The sequence below is a fragment of the Vibrio hepatarius genome, assembly GCF_001274785.1.
In the GTDB taxonomy this organism is placed as follows: domain Bacteria; phylum Pseudomonadota; class Gammaproteobacteria; order Enterobacterales; family Vibrionaceae; genus Vibrio; species Vibrio hepatarius.
This window is the reverse complement of record NZ_LHPI01000037.1, coordinates 18,778-35,250: the sequence shown is the minus strand read 5'-3', so window position 1 is coordinate 35,250 and position 16,473 is coordinate 18,778. Positions and strand designations below refer to the sequence as shown.

At 41.1% G+C, this 16,473-nt stretch carries 19 protein-coding genes; 13 read left to right on the top strand and 6 right to left on the bottom strand.

What is annotated here, in order from left to right; genetic code table 11:
• From AKJ31_RS23305 to AKJ31_RS21685, 3 genes are all read left to right on the top strand, one after another.
• Positions 1-415: hypothetical protein (locus AKJ31_RS23305; RefSeq protein ID WP_169780649.1), on the top strand; the 415-nt coding region annotated here is incomplete at its 5' end.
• Between the two features lie 118 nt (positions 416-533).
• A complete protein-coding gene (locus AKJ31_RS21690) occupies positions 534-1,844 on the top strand; it encodes a hypothetical protein (RefSeq protein ID WP_053411094.1) in 1,311 nt (436 codons plus the stop codon).
• A 9-nt stretch (positions 1,845-1,853) separates the two neighbouring features.
• Positions 1,854-2,072: a hypothetical protein gene (locus AKJ31_RS21685; protein ID WP_053411093.1), complete on the top strand. Its 219-nt coding sequence runs from the start codon at positions 1,854-1,856 to the stop codon at positions 2,070-2,072.
• Positions 2,073-2,138: 66 nt separating this feature from the next.
• Here the strand turns inward: AKJ31_RS21685 and AKJ31_RS21680 are convergent, their stop codons facing one another.
• Together AKJ31_RS21680 and AKJ31_RS21675 are read right to left on the bottom strand one after the other, a co-directional pair.
• A complete protein-coding gene (locus AKJ31_RS21680; RefSeq protein ID WP_053411092.1) occupies positions 2,139-2,786 on the bottom strand; it encodes a hypothetical protein in 648 nt (215 codons plus the stop codon).
• Positions 2,787-2,841: 55 nt separating this feature from the next.
• Positions 2,842-3,726: a DNA replication terminus site-binding protein gene (locus AKJ31_RS21675; RefSeq protein ID WP_053411091.1), complete on the bottom strand. Its 885-nt coding sequence runs from the start codon at positions 3,724-3,726 to the stop codon at positions 2,842-2,844.
• Between the two features lie 563 nt (positions 3,727-4,289).
• Between AKJ31_RS21675 and AKJ31_RS21670 the strand changes: the two genes are divergently transcribed.
• Positions 4,290-4,793 carry an OmpA family protein gene (locus AKJ31_RS21670; protein ID WP_053411090.1) on the top strand — a complete coding sequence of 168 codons (504 nt, stop codon included), beginning with the start codon at positions 4,290-4,292 and terminating at the stop codon, positions 4,791-4,793.
• Positions 4,794-4,830: 37 nt separating this feature from the next.
• On the opposite strand, the gene AKJ31_RS21665 is transcribed toward AKJ31_RS21670, so the two are convergent.
• Positions 4,831-5,157, bottom strand: coding sequence for a hypothetical protein (locus AKJ31_RS21665; protein ID WP_053411089.1), 327 nt, complete (start codon positions 5,155-5,157; stop codon positions 4,831-4,833).
• A gap of 462 nt (positions 5,158-5,619) precedes the next feature.
• Here AKJ31_RS21665 and AKJ31_RS23130 point away from each other — a divergent pair, with 462 nt between their 5' ends.
• The gene (locus AKJ31_RS23130) at positions 5,620-5,883 is read left to right on the top strand and encodes a hypothetical protein (protein WP_157052415.1); all 264 of its coding nucleotides are present in this window, start codon (positions 5,620-5,622) and stop codon (positions 5,881-5,883) included.
• A 54-nt stretch (positions 5,884-5,937) separates the two neighbouring features.
• On the opposite strand, the gene AKJ31_RS21655 is transcribed toward AKJ31_RS23130, so the two are convergent.
• A complete protein-coding gene (locus tag AKJ31_RS21655) occupies positions 5,938-6,258 on the bottom strand; it encodes a hypothetical protein (protein WP_053411087.1) in 321 nt (106 codons plus the stop codon).
• Positions 6,259-6,616: 358 nt separating this feature from the next.
• Here AKJ31_RS21655 and AKJ31_RS21650 point away from each other — a divergent pair, with 358 nt between their 5' ends.
• The 4 genes from AKJ31_RS21650 (at position 6,617) to AKJ31_RS21635 (ending at position 9,685) form a co-directional block, all read left to right on the top strand.
• Positions 6,617-7,735 carry a hypothetical protein gene (locus tag AKJ31_RS21650; protein WP_157052414.1) on the top strand — a complete coding sequence of 373 codons (1,119 nt, stop codon included), beginning with the start codon at positions 6,617-6,619 and terminating at the stop codon, positions 7,733-7,735.
• Between the two features lie 68 nt (positions 7,736-7,803).
• Positions 7,804-8,313, top strand: coding sequence for a hypothetical protein (locus tag AKJ31_RS21645; RefSeq protein ID WP_053411085.1), 510 nt, complete (start codon positions 7,804-7,806; stop codon positions 8,311-8,313).
• Between the two features lie 9 nt (positions 8,314-8,322).
• Positions 8,323-8,793 carry a hypothetical protein gene (locus tag AKJ31_RS21640; protein ID WP_053411084.1) on the top strand — a complete coding sequence of 157 codons (471 nt, stop codon included), beginning with the start codon at positions 8,323-8,325 and terminating at the stop codon, positions 8,791-8,793.
• Between the two features lie 16 nt (positions 8,794-8,809).
• Complete coding sequence (locus tag AKJ31_RS21635) at positions 8,810-9,685, top strand: hypothetical protein (RefSeq protein ID WP_053411083.1); 876 nt, start codon at positions 8,810-8,812, stop codon at positions 9,683-9,685.
• 43 nt (positions 9,686-9,728) lie between these two features.
• Here the strand turns inward: AKJ31_RS21635 and AKJ31_RS21630 are convergent, their stop codons facing one another.
• Both AKJ31_RS21630 and AKJ31_RS21625 read right to left on the bottom strand, forming a co-directional pair.
• Positions 9,729-10,151, bottom strand: coding sequence for a hypothetical protein (locus AKJ31_RS21630; protein ID WP_053411082.1), 423 nt, complete (start codon positions 10,149-10,151; stop codon positions 9,729-9,731).
• A gap of 9 nt (positions 10,152-10,160) precedes the next feature.
• Entirely contained in the window at positions 10,161-10,526 is a 366-nt protein-coding gene (locus AKJ31_RS21625) for a hypothetical protein (RefSeq protein ID WP_053411081.1), read from the bottom strand.
• A 190-nt stretch (positions 10,527-10,716) separates the two neighbouring features.
• Between AKJ31_RS21625 and AKJ31_RS21620 the strand changes: the two genes are divergently transcribed.
• From AKJ31_RS21620 to AKJ31_RS21605, 4 genes are all read left to right on the top strand, one after another.
• Positions 10,717-12,033: an EAL domain-containing protein gene (locus tag AKJ31_RS21620; RefSeq protein WP_053411080.1), complete on the top strand. Its 1,317-nt coding sequence runs from the start codon at positions 10,717-10,719 to the stop codon at positions 12,031-12,033.
• Positions 12,034-12,153: 120 nt separating this feature from the next.
• Positions 12,154-14,061, top strand: coding sequence for a methyl-accepting chemotaxis protein (locus tag AKJ31_RS21615; RefSeq protein WP_053411079.1), 1,908 nt, complete (start codon positions 12,154-12,156; stop codon positions 14,059-14,061).
• 50 nt (positions 14,062-14,111) lie between these two features.
• Positions 14,112-15,422, top strand: coding sequence for a methyl-accepting chemotaxis protein (locus AKJ31_RS21610; RefSeq protein ID WP_053411078.1), 1,311 nt, complete (start codon positions 14,112-14,114; stop codon positions 15,420-15,422).
• A gap of 292 nt (positions 15,423-15,714) precedes the next feature.
• Positions 15,715-16,347, top strand: a complete 633-nt coding sequence (locus AKJ31_RS21605; RefSeq protein WP_053411077.1) for a hypothetical protein — start codon at positions 15,715-15,717, stop codon at positions 16,345-16,347.
• Positions 16,348-16,473 lie beyond the last annotated feature (126 nt).

Genomic DNA, 16,473 nt, shown 5'->3' with positions numbered 1-16,473 from the left:
AACACCTGCTAATGCTGGTAATGCCGAGCAAGGCCAAGGCGCAGATACCAAACCGAGCTCGAATGGTGATAACGCACCTGTTGGTAACGGTGACCAAGGCACGACAACACCTGCTAATGCTGGTAATGCCGCGCAAGGTCAGGGTGGTGATTCATCCGTGTCGATAGATTCTAAAACAGTGGCTGGTACTAATGGTGCTCCAGATCGTATCGATGTTACCGCTGATGGTTTCAAGGATATGATGCAAGCCGAAAACGGTAGTAAGTTGGAAATTGGTGGTGAAGAATTTACCAAGGTAGCCAGTGGTACTAACTTCGGCATGGAATCCGTGAAGTTAGAGAACACGCAAACCGGTGAGAACCATTATTTATATAACAGTGAATCAAAGGGTAGTAATCTTTCCATTGAAAAATAGGGTTGAATAAAACCATTAAGCCAGGGCATTGCTCTGGCTTTTTTCATTTTTGCTATTGCGGAAGGATTGATGTGTGTTTTCATATTGTTAATTAGATAAAGGAATGTGATTTAAGTTTATGAAGAAAGTTGTCCTAATTTCAGTGCTTTCGCTTTGTTCATCAGGGCTATTAGCTCAAGAAATCCAATTTACGGGGACTGGTGTTTATCAACTTGGTGAATTCGATAGCATAAACTCAGCAAAGTCTATAGCAGAACAAAAAGCCTTTGAAAGTATCAGTGAGCAGGTTACCGATAGAGTGTTATCAATAAAGAGCATGGATAGCAATGGGTATCTAAGTCGGGCGAGCTGGTTGTTAAATGGCGCGACAATTAGCTCTAGACGCACAGATGAATCCATCGGCGCCTGTGTCAGTGAAGAGGGTACTTGTGCAACCGTATCTGTTAAGGCTGTCATCGATACCGAACTGGCAGACAAGGTATTGAAACAAATGTACCTTGATAAAAAGGTTCAGCAGGTTCTAGAACAATTGATTGTTGATGATGAACGCTTCGAATCTTATGTACTCAATGGCGATAGCATTGATGTGGCTAAATTAAAAGAGCGTCAGAGTAAGCGGAACGAAATTGTTGAATTGATTAGTCGCCTGCCAGTAAGCAAAACGGCGAGAAGTGTGGACACTGAATTTCTAGAAGGTTTGTTAACAGAAAAGGGTAAGTATGACCTAAAGCAAATTGGCAAAGAAAACAAGAAAACTACGTACAAAGCTTTACTTGGTAAGTTGAAAGAGAATGTGTCATATGAAATTGTTCAGCAAGTTCCCGTTGTTAATAGTGATGGCACAAGTGGGGTTCGCTTAAAGCTGAAAGTCAGTACGGACGGCGCAGAAGATCTTGTAGAGTGGGTGACAAAGGAGCTTGGAGTCTCGGAAGGTGACTGGAGTGACTATCCAGATACGCGTGTCTCTACAAATAAAAAGGTTTTCACTTACCATCCAGGAACAGCCGTGGCCGGCTTGCAAGATGCGATTACAGTGACCCAATTGGATGATAATGCAAGAGAGCCCGGTAGGTATCTAGTTGGTTATGGTGTTGATAATGTCACGTATGACAAAGCAAGTAACAAGATTGATGGACGACTTGATCCCGATAAGATAGCAGTTCTCAAGGCTTTGTCTAAATACCGCGTCTGCTCAGAAATCTCTTTGTTGGGATATGAGATTGGAAAACAATGCATCGCTGGTGGTGCAGGTAACAGCCGAAATGAATACGTTTCTCCTGTGTGGGATAAGGCTACACCGTATGTTTGGTTTACTAAGGATAAGTCTGAGTTTAACGTCTATGTCCCATTATCATTAGAACGGTTGCGCGATACCGAGAAAATGAGAAAGTTAAGTCTCAGATATACAAGTTATGTAACTACGGATTAAGGTGTCGGTTTGAAAATCAAAGTTTTAGCAATGTTGTTCGTTATTATTGTCGGTAGTAGTGTTTATGCCAGTTCGAATGAATCATTTATCGATCGTATTATGAATTATGGCAACGTGTTACCAAAGCCCTTAGCTGAAATTGACAATGCATATTTGGATGGTCATCTAAGCGCTATCGTTGAACAAGGGTTGAATCTAAAAGACGAACTGTTTGATAGATTTCAATAGTACGAAGATCAAAAAAGCCACCGCGAGGGTGGCTTTTTACTTGTGGTAATATAATGACAAATATTCTTACTTTCTTAGGCGAGAGTATCCTAGAAAATCTGGCCAACTAGTCCATTCGTTGCTTTGGTCATAATGCTTGTCTGGGTTACATGGCACCACAGACAGGTTCTTGGGGTCGTTACGGCGACCTTCACGAAATTCTAGATAACTTTTGAACCCATAGCCTTTGACTAACTTCTTCGCTTCTTCAAAAGTCACATAAGCTGATTTTTTAGGGCACAATAATTCAGAAAACTTCACATCGTATTTTTTATCAGGGGCTGATGGAATGAAGTCTGGTCGCTTACCGGATTTAGAAATTTCACGAAACTGAGTGACCGTGTAAACTTTGTTATCAGCAAACCACTTCTTACATTCTGCCATGTCGCAGAATTCATCTTTGATGATTTGTGTTGCTTTGGTTGCAGTGCCTAAGAAACTTGGCCAGCTGACCCACTGGTCTCTACGACCAAAATATTTTGATGGATCTCCCGGAATGTTGCGTGGACGAGGTGTGCCGCCTTTACGAACATTATGGAATCCGAACCATTCACGCATGCTTTTGATGTTGTTCTCATGAGCGTACTGCTGAACTTCTTCGTAAGAAAGCATGTCCTCTGGAGTAGCCAGAGTGTCGGTATCTTTAGCTTCAATTGTACTAATTTCTTTATTCATATTCGTCACACTTCTTTTATCGAAGATCGGGCTAGGGTCTTCGTGTATTTGGACATTACTGCCTCTTTAGGTAGAGGTGTAGCCTTTTTATGATTGGCTTACCGCCAATCTTTGAGTCTGATCTTACACATCGTCTAAGCGATGAATCGTAATCCAACAGAGGACTGACGGTTACGGGTTGATCTTGAACAATAATTATGGGGAGATGCGCGCTTAATTGGGGCGTTTCCTCACAATCAGTATTTACGGCTGCACTTACCCTAACTGGGCGTTTGATACGCAACTCCGAACCAGCGGGTAGACGCTGAATATCGGTAACTTCCCCATTCAAAAATGACTCCCATTCTCTGGGGTCTTTCCCTTTAGGTGGATGCTTGATTTGCTTCTTAATGGAAGCAATTACTTCATCCTTGTTTGTTTTGTACGTAACGAACTTATTCGTCCAGAAAAAGCCCATGTAGCTTATGTTTTCGACAGCATACAAACTACGGTATAGCTGCTTAGTTATCAATCCAGGAAAAAGCGAATGAACAATGTCATGCTTTTTCTTGGGGCCATCTATTTTTAGCACTGCAGACTTGAATAAGTCCTTATGCTTATTAATGCGGCCGATCATTTCTTTTATGTTGCTATTAGAACTTCCAACTTGTATGTAGCCGGGTAGTCTAAAAACAACTTTGGTCGAGATACCTTGTTCGCCGTACAATTTTTTGTAAGAACGAAGTCCTTCATAAAGTGCGAGTTCGTCTTTTATCGTATCGACTGGTATTTCGGTAACATCGACATGTTCTTTTGCTTTTGGAACTGATGGTAGCTTGTAGACTTCCGCACCAATGAGATCTGATGCACTTATGGAATCACTCAACTCAACAAAGAGATCATTTATGATTCCCATTTGATTTAAAAGTTCTTGTTTGATCTTTAAATCTGCATCAGCCATTCATAAACCTACTAAGAAACTACTCATTCCAAAAGCTATGTATGTAATCTATACACATTTTGTCTAACTTGTAACCTTATAATATCCCAATCTGTATAATTATGTTGTCTAATTTTTAAGACATTTAACGTAAATCACTAAATTTATAGGAAATTATTGCTTTTTCATATCAGTTTCAAAAACTGTCTGTAGTAGTGCTACGAGCAGTGTTTAATTATCTGCAAATTTCATTACGGTTTCAATACAGTTAGTTTGTAAAAGGATGTAAATACTAAGCGTTTTATAAAGTCAGTCGTGTCATTAAACAGTAAACATTTCGAAATAAACCCGTGGTATCTCCATATACACTTGTTTTTACTTAACAATTCTCATGCCAAACACAATCGATTTAAAAAAGTTTTCACCTTCAATAATAAGCGTTAGAATGTGATTAAAATTATTGGAGATTGAGGTTTACGTTTGAAATGAGGATAGTTCACACGAGTTTTTTGATAAGTCTAATCTTATCGACATCTGGCTGTAGCCTTTTTCAGCCACCAGCAGATGAATCTCAAGAAGAACCAATGACATCTGTCGGACAACTAACAGGTCCTGAACACTTGTTTGAGGATAACAACCAGAATTACATGCAAGAACAAATGGCTAAGAACCAAGCAGCTAAAATGACTCGAAGTGAGCAGATTGAACTGGCGGTTGAAGCGGCAGTTAGTGACAGGGTAGAACCAATCCTGTTGTCGCAACCACCTCAACACACAGTTTATTTCACATTTAGTTCATCTGTAGTTGAGCAGAAATGGAATGAACAACTCAAGCAGCATGTGAACTATCTTTCATCTGATAAAAGCATCCGTCTTTTAGTGGCTGGCTTTACTGATTCGAAAGGCTCTGCCGACTTTAACTTAAAGCTTGGTCAGCTGCGGTCTAACAATGTTTGTAAAATGCTCGAAACTCTAGGAGCACGAAAAGAACAGTTAACTTGTGTGAGCTATGGAGAAACACATCCCGCAGATCCTGGTAGTTCAGATGAAGCTCGAGCGCGAAACCGTAGGGTCGAATTGCTTTACTAGAAATATAAAGGCGCTCAACCAGTTGAGCGCCTTTAAGCTAGTTTGGGTTTGTGAAAATTGGCTGAATAAGCCTTGATTTGCATAAGCGATGGACTTCATCAATTACGTGATGACCGTGTTCTGAAATGATGATCGCGTTCGTGTCTTCATCACGAGTTAAATGACCAGCCTCAAGCAGTCGATTGATTATCGAATTACCAAAGTCTGAATCTTCGTTGTGAGTAGCGAACATTGCTAAATCTTCTTCACTTACAGATGTTTGCTCATGTACATAAGCGATCGTCATATATTCTTTTAATGTCATATTCCCAGTACCTAGACGACGGTCTAGTGCACTGATAGCTCCAAGCCATGCAGAAACCATTTTAACTCCTTAATACTTCGATTTTAATAACAAGCGTTTTATATGTGTAATCATATGACAACATACTTCTTTTGTCATTGACTTGATTATCCTATTACGTATGTCATTGGAAGTTATGCGCGATGTATCAACTAGTTGTCTTTAAATTGGTAAGGCTGTTTTGTAGAGAAATTATTCAGTTAATTATCAATATGAATTTTTTTGATAGTTGAAGCGTTAAATTTCTTAATGTTTTTGGTAGTATGACCACGATTTCAATCAAGAGCGTTACTAAATGACAATCTTAAAACCAATTTGCTATGGGGCTGTCGTGTGAAGTTGTTTATAGATTTAAAACTAATTGCATTAGGGCTAGCTATTGGCTGGGCTGCTAAGAATGTAGTTAGCAACGTTACACAGAATTATGCGGTATATGGATTCTTAGACCGTCAAATGGATTGGTCAATTCTAAAGCCTACTTCAATGCAAGATTGGCCCTCGGTTGACGCCAGGGTAGAGCTATCTCCGAAAATGGATGGCAAGGGTAACGATTCATGTTTGTTTGTGTTACCAGTCAAGCCAGAATATTCAATCGTTTCAAAACTAGAAGATGGAACCAAGTTGTGCTGTAGCGTTTCGGACAGCTCTGTGTTTGTACCTTACAGAGAGACAGAAGAGGCTACCGAGTACTTCTGTGGTAACTACCCAAACCAGCAAATTGTTCGCGTCCTTAAAAACCAACCCTAAAGCAGATTTGCTTAGGGTTGGAACAAACTTTTGAAATAAACCTAATAGAACAAATCAAGTGTTCAAGTTATTTTGTAGCTGCGGGTCTTTTGGAGGAATGATCACAACAGTTGGGTGTTTGTCTTTGATGTCAGCGAGCGTCTGAACTGCATTGTCTAAGTTATCAGTCATGCCCGGCCAGAAACCTATCTCTACTTCCTGCTCTTTTTTCTTAGCAATAAGTTCTATATAAAAATATACAAGAGTTGAAAGTGCCACTCGAAAGCCTCGAATAGCTGCTACAATCTCGAACCCTTCTTGTTGCGCGTCCATTAGACGATCTTCAATGGCCAATGGAGGCATCTCCTGTTCTGGTTTTTCAAGTGTTTGCTTCATATTAACTTTTCTTATTCTCTATACACGATTAAGTACATGTATTGTGCTTCTCTATGCCTATGGTGTGGCACTATCGCACTAAGTGACAGTTGCAAATTGGCAACCAGTTAAGGCTATTATCAAATTATTTTTTTCTAGTTGTGATGATTTTTCTATGCAATGTAAGGGCATTAAATCAGCCTCTACTACCCTAAATGCAAGTGATTCTTACTTTTGATCTAGTGCAATGCTACCACTCGAATTTTCACATATTACCTGTTAAACAATTTCAAACGCTTTATAATGATTACGAAGTAGTCAGGAGGGTTTGCAAGTGTCAAACAGGCTAAATACGTATCTATCCGAAAAGTTTTATCCGTTGTACAAGTTAACTAGAAACGATCTGTTTAATGGATTGCGACCGATTGAAAAGAGTGATGGTAAATCCTGTAGCCTCGTATGCCCGTCTTGTTGGGGTAATGATGCCTTCCATTACTTTGGTACCGCAAGCATTCGCTGTAATAGCTGTCATCAACACACAACGCTAGTAAGCGCGTTATGCCTACTAGACGAGGTAACAGAACAAGAGGCAGCTAAACGTCTACTTGAGAGTGCTGGATTTGCGTCACCACCGATAGTTGACATTACTGCAGAGCCCCACGATAAAGCAGAAACTGAATCTAAAAAATCATCCGCGATTACAACCAGATGGCTGCTTGACCAATTACGTCTGTGGCTAAAAGATAATGATGACGCTATAGAATCTTTATTGAGCAGTGGTTGGGAGAAGGAATTACTGTTCAAAGCGCCAATTGGGTACCTTCCGTCAAGTAGAGCAATTCAAAATGTTGTGACGGATAGACTTCCTACGTCCCTTTATAAGTCTGTACGCAAGATTAAAAACGGTATAGTTGTACCGTGGGTACTACCAAATCACGATGTATTCCTATGGGGTTACAATGATTCCCTCCAACAAAACCAACCTAGTTTTGATATTAGCATCAAGCCCAGTTCACCTTGTCATTTGAACCACCCGGTCAATTTAAAGTCTGAGTGGCTCCTTGTTGTCGAAGACCCGATTTTGGCAAGTCTCTTGTTAGCAAGGCGAATCCCCGCTTGTGCTGTTGGTGATGAATCGTTGAGTGAGTTAAGCAGCAAAGGGTTGCAAGGCGTAAAAAAATCAATATTCATCCTCGCGGAAGCGGATTCTGTAGCGGTGAAGAATATTCAGAAATACTCTCCAAATGCAAAGGTAGTTGAAGAGGTCAAACCGATAGCATTTGGTCCTTATCATGGCGCTTACTATCGTAGGTTTACGAAGTGGCATGTATCTCGATTTAAGAAAATAGCCACAGTGGTTCCGAATAATGTCCTTAGTGACGAACAAATCATATTAATGCTATCCGCTTTAGTAGATGCAGAAATGTCCTTTGACGACGCAGTAGAAGTGCTTGAAATCAAAACCGGTAAAAGAGTCACCATCGCCCAGGTTAAATGAAAGGTATTGTGCAATATGCATGATAGCTGATACTGGAAAAAACAATCGAAGAAGAGAATTAATAAAGGATGTTAGAGAAATTGAGCGATAACCAGATGCTCGCTGTTGCTGTCGTGTCACATGTTTACTACCACCGCGATCCGATGTCATTGATCGCAAATTCTGAAACAGATTCAGGTGTGGCGAAACTCAAGTTTTGGGTAGACACTCATAGCGGCCGCGTAACAAGCACACCATTAAATTCTCAAGTTCACTCACTACTCAAATCTCCGAGAGTTGAGCTGCCACATGTAGAAGTACCAATACACAGTATTGCTCAAAGCAATGACATGACTATGCCGTCTGGACGTCGAGGCTTTGTTCACTCTGTACTTAGTCATCTTGTAACAGCTCAATGGTCGAAAGAGGTTAAGTTAGAATCTATTGGCTTGACATCAGAGGACTGCAAAAATCTGAGAAGCAAGCTACTTACACCGAAGGTTACGCCAAGAGGAACAGAATGCGCTCAGCAAGTCTTGGATAATGTAATCTTGCCAGTGTTAATAAATGACATGCCATCAGACTCAAAAGTGCACTAGGACGAAAAGATGTTAGTACTTCCATTCCACACTCAGATAAATGGCCAGAAGGTTTTTGGTTTTAGCGTATCAGCCGTTTCTAAAGCTTTCTTATGTCTTTCTGGGTTTTTAGGGTTCGTGTGCTTAAGCAGCGCTTATCATTCGATGCTCTATGGATATACGATGCCGAACTGGGCTATTCCAATTTTCATGATGTCTGTTATTCCCTTTGGCTACCGAAAGCACATTGGTCTGAACACAGAGAAAACTCTCTTACTAATCCAAAGTAGGGTTTTCGGACTAAAGCTAGGCGATAAGAAACAGCAAGTGAGTGCACCATTTGAAGAGTTTAACCTTGTAGAAACAGGGGCGTTAGACAAGCAGTATTACTTTGTAATAAGCAATGATCATTTGAATGAATCTGTGTTCTATTGCAAAGTAAATGATAAGAAAAAGAATGAAATAGCAACAAAGATTAGTTGTTTGCTGGGATTAAAATAAAAAGACGGATGTAACTATGAAAAAGCAAGGGTTGTTTGTAGTCGGTTTGTCACTATTGGCTTTAAATGGGTGCTCAACGACAAGCGAGAAAACAGTTCGAATGTGTTTGGGTGAGCCCTGCATCCAAGAAAGAAAACCTGTAGAAAAGCCAACGTTCTACGTTACTGAAACCGAAGAGAACTACACTCACTTCGATGATGGTTCAGTAAGCTCACATAAATTAGAGAAAGGGCTGTACCGCCTAAGAGAATATTTCAACCGTGATGGTTCTATCCAAACGAGAGAAGCTAAATTTCTTGACCCGGAGCGCGGCTCATTAAACCAGAAACTAACTGGTCGTCAGCTCAAATTTAATGGTGACGGCTTTGTAGCAAGCGCAGAATATGGATATAACCTTGAGTTTAACGAACCAACACAGTTCGATAACTTCTGGCTTAAAGAGTCAGAATCACTCTATGGATTACCAAAACCTGCATTCAGCGCCAACGATGATTACATCGCAATACTATATGCGAACAGAGAGAACCAATACACAGACTATGGCGCCCGATTTGGGATTGTAAACCTAGAAAACCCGACCTGTTCTGTAAGCAACATAAGCACGACAGCATATGGACAAATTGACGGCAAAGACATTACTTTTAGTAAACACTGTGCGAAGGTTGGTAATAAGGTTGCGTTGATCTATAAACCTGCTTCCAAAGCTGATGCACAAAACATGATTAATGCGATTATAAATCCAATTGCTCGAGCAAAGGTCGTGGATGGCGTTAAGTTAGAAAAGGTATACATCGAGGTGCAAGGCAAGCGGGTACCTTTTGATGTTCGAGGTTGGGATCAGTACTACATCAAGAATGGGGAAAATAACGTTTCTCCTTACAGATTGTTTTAAACATAACAACACAAAAAAAGGTGCCGATTGTTGGCACCTTTTTTTATCCCTGCACGTCTATAAAAAGCATGTTTGTAAAGGTATCAAGTGACTGCCCTGTAAATATGGATAAAGCGTAGAAAGGTAGCTTCATATAAAAAAGGGCAACCGTATCTGATAGGACTGGAGCAATAAGGAATGCTGCAATCAGGACTACTGATAAGATGTACGGGTCGGTTGAATACTCATTCGCTGGTGGCATTTCCTTTAGAGCAATGGCAATCATTACAGTAATCACCCAAGTTAGGAAGCAACATAAAACAGTATCGAAAGTGTTCATGTCACCAGAGAAGTACCACATTGAAAAGAGTATCGCTCCCCCCGTTAAAACCACCAGCATTTGGCCAACAGTTCGTTCAACCTTCCCCGGATAGCGCAAAGGTACAATATGGTTAGGTGCTGTTGATTTGCCTTGATCAGAATTCATATTCACACCTTACTTGACCAAAACACATAGAGAACCATCAACCATTGCTTCATCGAGCAATTGGACCGATTTTTTCATGCCGGTTGCGATTGTTTCAGTATTCATGTTGTATTGGCTGTCTACCGCGCCGTCATGTGCGATAGTTTTAGCACTCTCTGAACCAGAAACATCAACCTTATTAAAACCTCGGCCTTGGTCTTCTGACGCGAACTGCAATGCCACCTTACGAGCCATATCGATGTTAGAGCCGGCTGGGACGCAATAAACAGATTGCCCCGTAGGAGTGCTTGAAACCCACTCGGGGATTTTTTTTGCAAGTGCAGGGGCTGAAACTAACGTCAAAGTTACTAGGACTGTGCTTAGGGTTTTGTTCATTATTTATACCTAACTCTGTGTTTTATATTGACATTGAAACTCAAAACAATTTAAAACCAGTAAGTTTTAAATCAGCAAACTTTTCTCTGTTATACACCGTCTGTGAATATCTTCAACAGCAAAGTCTTACGCTCTTAAAAAACTTTGTATATAATCATTCTGTACGTTGTTCCACTACGAGCAGAATTCAATGATTGAAGACGAGACAGTAATTTTGGATAAGAGTAAGCAAGGCAAAAATAGAGCCGTCAAAGCTCCACTGAGTGAGTTAGTTTCTCCTATCCAGAAGGTGTTAGATCGTCGGGAGTTTTTCAGTGAAATTGAATTGCTCATATCATTCAAACAACGGTTCTTCTTGCTGGCTTTAAAGGTAAGTAACCAAGATCGGTTGAACGAAGAATATGGCTACATAGAAACTGAAAAACAGATTGAGATGGTTCGACCTTGGATTATAGAGGTCATCAGTAAGCTCGTATCACCAGAAAACTTCACCCTGTCAAAAGTCGAATCAGATACTTTCTTCATATCACTGCATGACGATGTACCAAGGGAACGCATATCCAAAATCATTGACCATTTACTACAAACAGGAACTGGCCAAGACCTAAAAACAATTCATTCAGCACCAACACTGATTCAACTCTCCGCCGGCCTTGGGGTTTATCCAGAAAGCGGTGACACCTTAAACCAGTTAATCAATAGTACTGTTGCTTCTTTAGCAAAATTCCGCAATTCAAGAGATCTCGGTGGAGATTCTGCATCCCATGCTATGGCCTTCTCACTGTACGACATTAAACGAGCTATCAGCCAAAAGCAGTTTCAACTCTGGTATCAGCCGAAGGTTGACCTGAAAACATCCACTGTAGTTGGTGTGGAAGCTCTTATCCGCTGGAATCACCCAGAGCTAGGCATTCTATTACCGCCGTACTTTCTGAACTGGGTAAATATGTATGGCCTAATGGGTGAGCTCAACAAGTGGATCATAGATACAGGCTTCGCTAAGTGTCGAGAGTTCTTGAATTCAGGTAAAGAGATAACAGTGGCCATGAACTTAGATGCCTCATGTCTACTGGATAAGAACAGCCTACTAAGCATTCAAAAAGCACAACGAAAATATAAAGTGCCACCGCATTTAATAGAGTTTGAAATCGTAGAGACTGTAGGCGTTAGAAAGGGTGACAAGGGGTTAGAAGTTCTTGCCGCCCTTAAAGCAAGAGGTTACCAAATTTCTATTGATGATTTTGGTACAGGTATGAGCAACATCTCGTATCTCATGTACATGCCAGCCAACATTGTGAAGCTGGACAGGATGTTTTGTAACAACATCGATGACGAGAAAATGATAGTACTAACGAAGGCCGCGATCGAGATGGCTAGCATCGTTGACATGTCAGTTGTAGCAGAAGGAATCGAAACCCAAGAGCAGTTAGATGCAATGTTAGCTCTTGGGTGTGATATAGGGCAGGGTTACTTCTTTGGTCGTCCTGCCCCAGACTATTCAATATAAGACCATACGCCAGAACTGAGCGATAGAACTCAGAACGGCAAAATACCATAAACAAGTAGTTACTTTTAGGGGCAGCTGTCCTTAAGAGAACTGTGCGTTTTATTTAGAGATGAGGAAACAATGAGCCAACTTGGATTTAAAAAAACGCTTATCCTAGCGATGTTATCGGTCATAACACTGGCTGTGGGTGTGTCGAGTTATATTAACTTTACGAGTTACTACGACGACTTTAAAGATTCCATATACAGCAACACACAGTTTATGGTTGCTGCAGAAAAAAACTCAATAACGAAATATCTAGAGAACAAAGCCGCAACCGTTGAGCAGGTTGCCAACGAATATGCTCGATATGGGCATTCTGATAATCATGCAGAAAGAATGAGATTGGCGGCAGTAGCCGGTGACATTCCAAATTTAACAGTTGGATTTTCTAACGGCGATGCATTTTGTTCAGCTGATGTACCAGGATGGACCAATCACAAGAATCCACCTTCCTATGACCCTCGAAAACGCCCTTGGTACCAAAGTGCGATGGCCACTAGTGGATTGATTTATACAGACCCATACGAAGATGCCACTACGAAGGAGCTGATGGTTTCCATAGGTATGAAAGCTGACCGTAATGGCGTGGTACTAGCGGATATTCCCCTCACAATCCTTTCAGATGTTGTAAAGAAATTCGCCACTGATAGCCTTATATCACTAATCGTAGATGAACAAGGGAATGTATTGGCGAGTAATTCAAAGTATGTGAAAAACGGACAGAACATTGCGAAAGACTCTTCGCTGCGCGAGGTGAGCAAACAACTTGGAAGCAACGGTGCATCGGTCGTTGATTACACGATCGATGGAACGGATAAAGTAATGTTCATCGACGAAATTAGCTTTGGTGATAAACGTTGGTATTTGATGGTTGGAATGGACAAAGACAAGGTGTTTGAGAAGCTCAATGCCACAAAACATAGTTCAATCATCATAACTATCATATGTTCGGTATTAAGCATCGTTGCCACGATGGTAGTACTGAATCTGCTATACAAACCGATTATTGCTCTTAAAGATACCATTCAAAACCTATCAAGTGGGGATGGTGATCTTACACAGCGTCTTGATGTTAAAACTGATGACGATATTGGCGCCATAGCTAAAGGGATAAACGAATTTATCGCGCAGCTGCAGAACTTAATGATTCAAGTTCAAGAGGTTGCAAAAGAATTAGAGTCCAATGCTTCTGAGCTAAAAATGTCATCGTCGGATAACAGTCATGTGCTTGGTCAACACGCTCAAGAGACAGACATGATTGTCACCGCTATTGAAGAAATGAGCGCGACAGCTAATACAGTTGCTCAAAACGCTAGTGAGTCATCAGCTCAAACCCAAGATGCTGCGACCATTGGTGAAGCATCGATTAAGGTTCTAGACGAGGCAAAAGCAAATGTTTCTCAGCTGGTGTCAAACGTTGAGAAAACCAGTAGCCAAATGAGCCACCTAACAAAAGAAACTGAAAGCATCAGCGGGATTTTAAATGTAATTGGTGATATTGCCGATCAGACAAACTTGCTTGCTCTTAACGCAGCAATTGAGGCAGCTCGAGCAGGTGAGCAAGGCCGCGGTTTCGCTGTGGTAGCTGATGAAGTTAGAGCTCTTGCAAAACGTACTCAAGAAAGCACTGTTGAAGTTGAGAATGCCTTAAGTCGACTTTTGGCGGGTAACAATGATGTATTGGGTTTGATGGAATCTACACGAATGGAAAGCCAGAAAACACTTGATAGCACTGAGTCAGTCAACGCTACGCTGAACGAACTGGTCACACAAATCATGTCTGTTAAAGACTTGTCTTTCCAGATCGCCACTGCAGCCGAGGAACAGTCATCGGTAACTGGTGAAGTGAACCAGAACATGAGCGCGATTCAAGACATTGTTCGTTCCCTAAATGAGAACGGAGAAAGTGTTGTAAGTCAGTCAGATGAAATTTCAGCAATGAACCAAAAGCTCAATGCAATCGTAGGTCGATTCAAGCTGAACTAAAGCGCGGTTGCTGGTGGCCTCAGATACGAATAGTAATTTAGGTGTATTCTATGTTCTTTAATACTGCTTTAAAAAATGAGCTAGAAGCGACAAAAGAGAAACTTTTCTCGTTAGAACAAGTAAGTGAGGGTATTCAGAAGGATTTGCTTACTCTTACACTGGATTCAAGCGGGAAGATAACTTCTGCCAACGAAAAGTTTTTATCTCAACTCGAGTTAGACGAGATTCTGGATACGCCAATTGGAGAATTGGCACCAAAAAATTGTAGGTCAACAGATCATTATAAAAGCATGGTAGCTTCACTTTCGGCTAAGCGTATTTGGAATGGCGCTATGCAGATTCAAGCTCGTGGCCAAAGTGAGGTTTGGTTGCGAGTATTGATACTCCCAGTATTTGACACAAAAGGATTGTTGATTCAGTTTTCGGTCATTGCATCAGAATTGACGCGTACCATAACAACGTCTCGTGAACAGGCTGATTTGCTCAAAGCTCTGAACAAGTCGATGGCTGTCATTGAGTTCACTCCAGAAGGAACAATATTGAATGCGAATTCTAACTTTCTGCGAGCAATGGGCTACAGTGACGTTACGCAAGTATCCGGCAAACACCATCGCATTTTTTGCAGCCAGGATGAAGTTGATTCCGAAGAGTATTGTGAGTTTTGGAGAAAGCTGGCTAAAGGTGAGTATGCAACCGGGCGGTTTAAGCGAATAGACAACTATGGGAATGTAGCTTGGTTAGAGGCTTCATATAATCCGATCTACAACGATAATGGTGAGCTCTATAAAGTAGTAAAGTTTGCGACTGTAATCACCAACCAGGTTGAGCAGGAACAAGCAGTATCAGAAGTAGCCCAGGTTGCGCATGGAATTTCACAGGAAACTGGCAAACATACCGTTCACGGCAAAAATGTAGTCACCGGTATCATTGAACAAATGGAAGAACTTGTTCAAGAGATGAAACAAGCAAGCAACGACATTGAAGCATTGAATGAGCATTCCAAGGCAATAAGTGATCTTGTGAGTAATATCGGCGGGATTGCTGACCAGACAAACCTTTTAGCTCTGAATGCCGCGATTGAAGCAGCTCGGGCCGGCGAATACGGGAGAGGGTTTGCAGTAGTCGCAGATGAAGTCAGAAAGCTAGCGTCAAGAACCAATGAAACAACAGAAACCATCGTTAATATGGTGTCTGAAAACTTAGTTAAAACGACAAAGGCAGTGAGTTTGATTACTGACTGTCAAGCAAGGACAACAGAAGTGTTGGGGTTATCAACAGAAGCCGGCCAAGTGCTCAATGAAGTACAAAGCGGTGCGGATGAAGTCATTACTGTTGTTAGCCAATTAAACCAAAGACTTTAGTCAAATCAATATATAAATGCCAGAACCTGTTTACGGGAACTGGCATTTTTTGTCTAAAAAAATAGCACTATTGGTTGACATGGAAACTCCATGAGAACTATTATTTAGAGGCACCACCTGGCTTTGGGAAACCTAATAAGTGCACTTGGGAAGTCACACGCTATGAGAGCAAAAGTGAATACCCCAGAGAAACAGAACCCACTATTTCGCAGCATTTATCATTATTTGCTGACGCCGCTTGCTTAAATTCCCAACCTGCATATGTCAGCATAATTACTGATAAGGTTGCCTTATGAAAAACATAACTATCCAAAATAAAGCCACTCAACTAAAACTTGAGCTTGAAGATGGCTTGTCTCAACCACTACCTTTTGATCAATTATCAAGTGAACCTAATCGGGTTAAAGTACAGCTATCTCACTGTTACGAACTGATCGCCGCCACGTTAGGTTATCGCACGCATCCATCCATGAAAGCTGATGATTATGAATGGGATGACCATGAGTTATTCACAGAACGCTGGCGAGATGACGTGTACCAGAATCCACGCGTCAATCAAGCCATTGTAGATCGAATCAAGGATTTAAACTCTCCATCACTCAAAGCTGCTCCGGGTTTTATTGTAACTGGGATAGTACAAGCTGTTTTAACTCCACCATGCAAAGATTGTGAGCACCAAGACCCGCGAGGTCGATTTGTCCATGATGAAAGTGGACAGGATCCAATTGACTTTGTTTGTCGGGATTGTGCGAGTGATGATGAAGAGTACGGCACTTGTATCTTTTGTGGTGATGGAATTTTATACCCCACTTCTCTGTTAAATTCAGCAGGTGAATGTCCTGAGCATAAAGGAGAGTCTGACTTAGATGACGAAGAAAGAGAAGATTGGGACTCATATATAGAGTACCTCAATAAAGATTACTAATTTTCTTATATTTGAACGATTGGGCTCCGATATGGAGCCTTTTTTATTGTTTAAAGGGTAATTGTACAGAAAGGTGCCCGGTATTAAGTAAGGCCATATAGTCGTACAAAATCGTTACATCACAAT

Coding starts and splice junctions, on each gene's coding strand:
- AKJ31_RS21690 (WP_053411094.1), top strand. CDS start 534: ATGAAGAAAGTTGTCCTAATTTCAGTGCTTTCGCTTTGTTCATCAGGG.
- AKJ31_RS21680 (WP_053411092.1), bottom strand. CDS start 2,786: ATGAATAAAGAAATTAGTACAATTGAAGCTAAAGATACCGACACTCTG.
- AKJ31_RS21675 (WP_053411091.1), bottom strand. CDS start 3,726: ATGGCTGATGCAGATTTAAAGATCAAACAAGAACTTTTAAATCAAATG.
- AKJ31_RS21670 (WP_053411090.1), top strand. CDS start 4,290: ATGACATCTGTCGGACAACTAACAGGTCCTGAACACTTGTTTGAGGAT.
- AKJ31_RS21665 (WP_053411089.1), bottom strand. CDS start 5,157: ATGGTTTCTGCATGGCTTGGAGCTATCAGTGCACTAGACCGTCGTCTA.
- AKJ31_RS23130 (WP_157052415.1), top strand. CDS start 5,620: ATGCAAGATTGGCCCTCGGTTGACGCCAGGGTAGAGCTATCTCCGAAA.
- AKJ31_RS21655 (WP_053411087.1), bottom strand. CDS start 6,258: ATGAAGCAAACACTTGAAAAACCAGAACAGGAGATGCCTCCATTGGCC.
- AKJ31_RS21645 (WP_053411085.1), top strand. CDS start 7,804: ATGTTAGAGAAATTGAGCGATAACCAGATGCTCGCTGTTGCTGTCGTG.
- AKJ31_RS21640 (WP_053411084.1), top strand. CDS start 8,323: ATGTTAGTACTTCCATTCCACACTCAGATAAATGGCCAGAAGGTTTTT.
- AKJ31_RS21635 (WP_053411083.1), top strand. CDS start 8,810: ATGAAAAAGCAAGGGTTGTTTGTAGTCGGTTTGTCACTATTGGCTTTA.
- AKJ31_RS21630 (WP_053411082.1), bottom strand. CDS start 10,151: ATGAATTCTGATCAAGGCAAATCAACAGCACCTAACCATATTGTACCT.
- AKJ31_RS21625 (WP_053411081.1), bottom strand. CDS start 10,526: ATGAACAAAACCCTAAGCACAGTCCTAGTAACTTTGACGTTAGTTTCA.
- AKJ31_RS21620 (WP_053411080.1), top strand. CDS start 10,717: ATGATTGAAGACGAGACAGTAATTTTGGATAAGAGTAAGCAAGGCAAA.
- AKJ31_RS21615 (WP_053411079.1), top strand. CDS start 12,154: ATGAGCCAACTTGGATTTAAAAAAACGCTTATCCTAGCGATGTTATCG.
- AKJ31_RS21610 (WP_053411078.1), top strand. CDS start 14,112: ATGTTCTTTAATACTGCTTTAAAAAATGAGCTAGAAGCGACAAAAGAG.
- AKJ31_RS21605 (WP_053411077.1), top strand. CDS start 15,715: ATGAAAAACATAACTATCCAAAATAAAGCCACTCAACTAAAACTTGAG.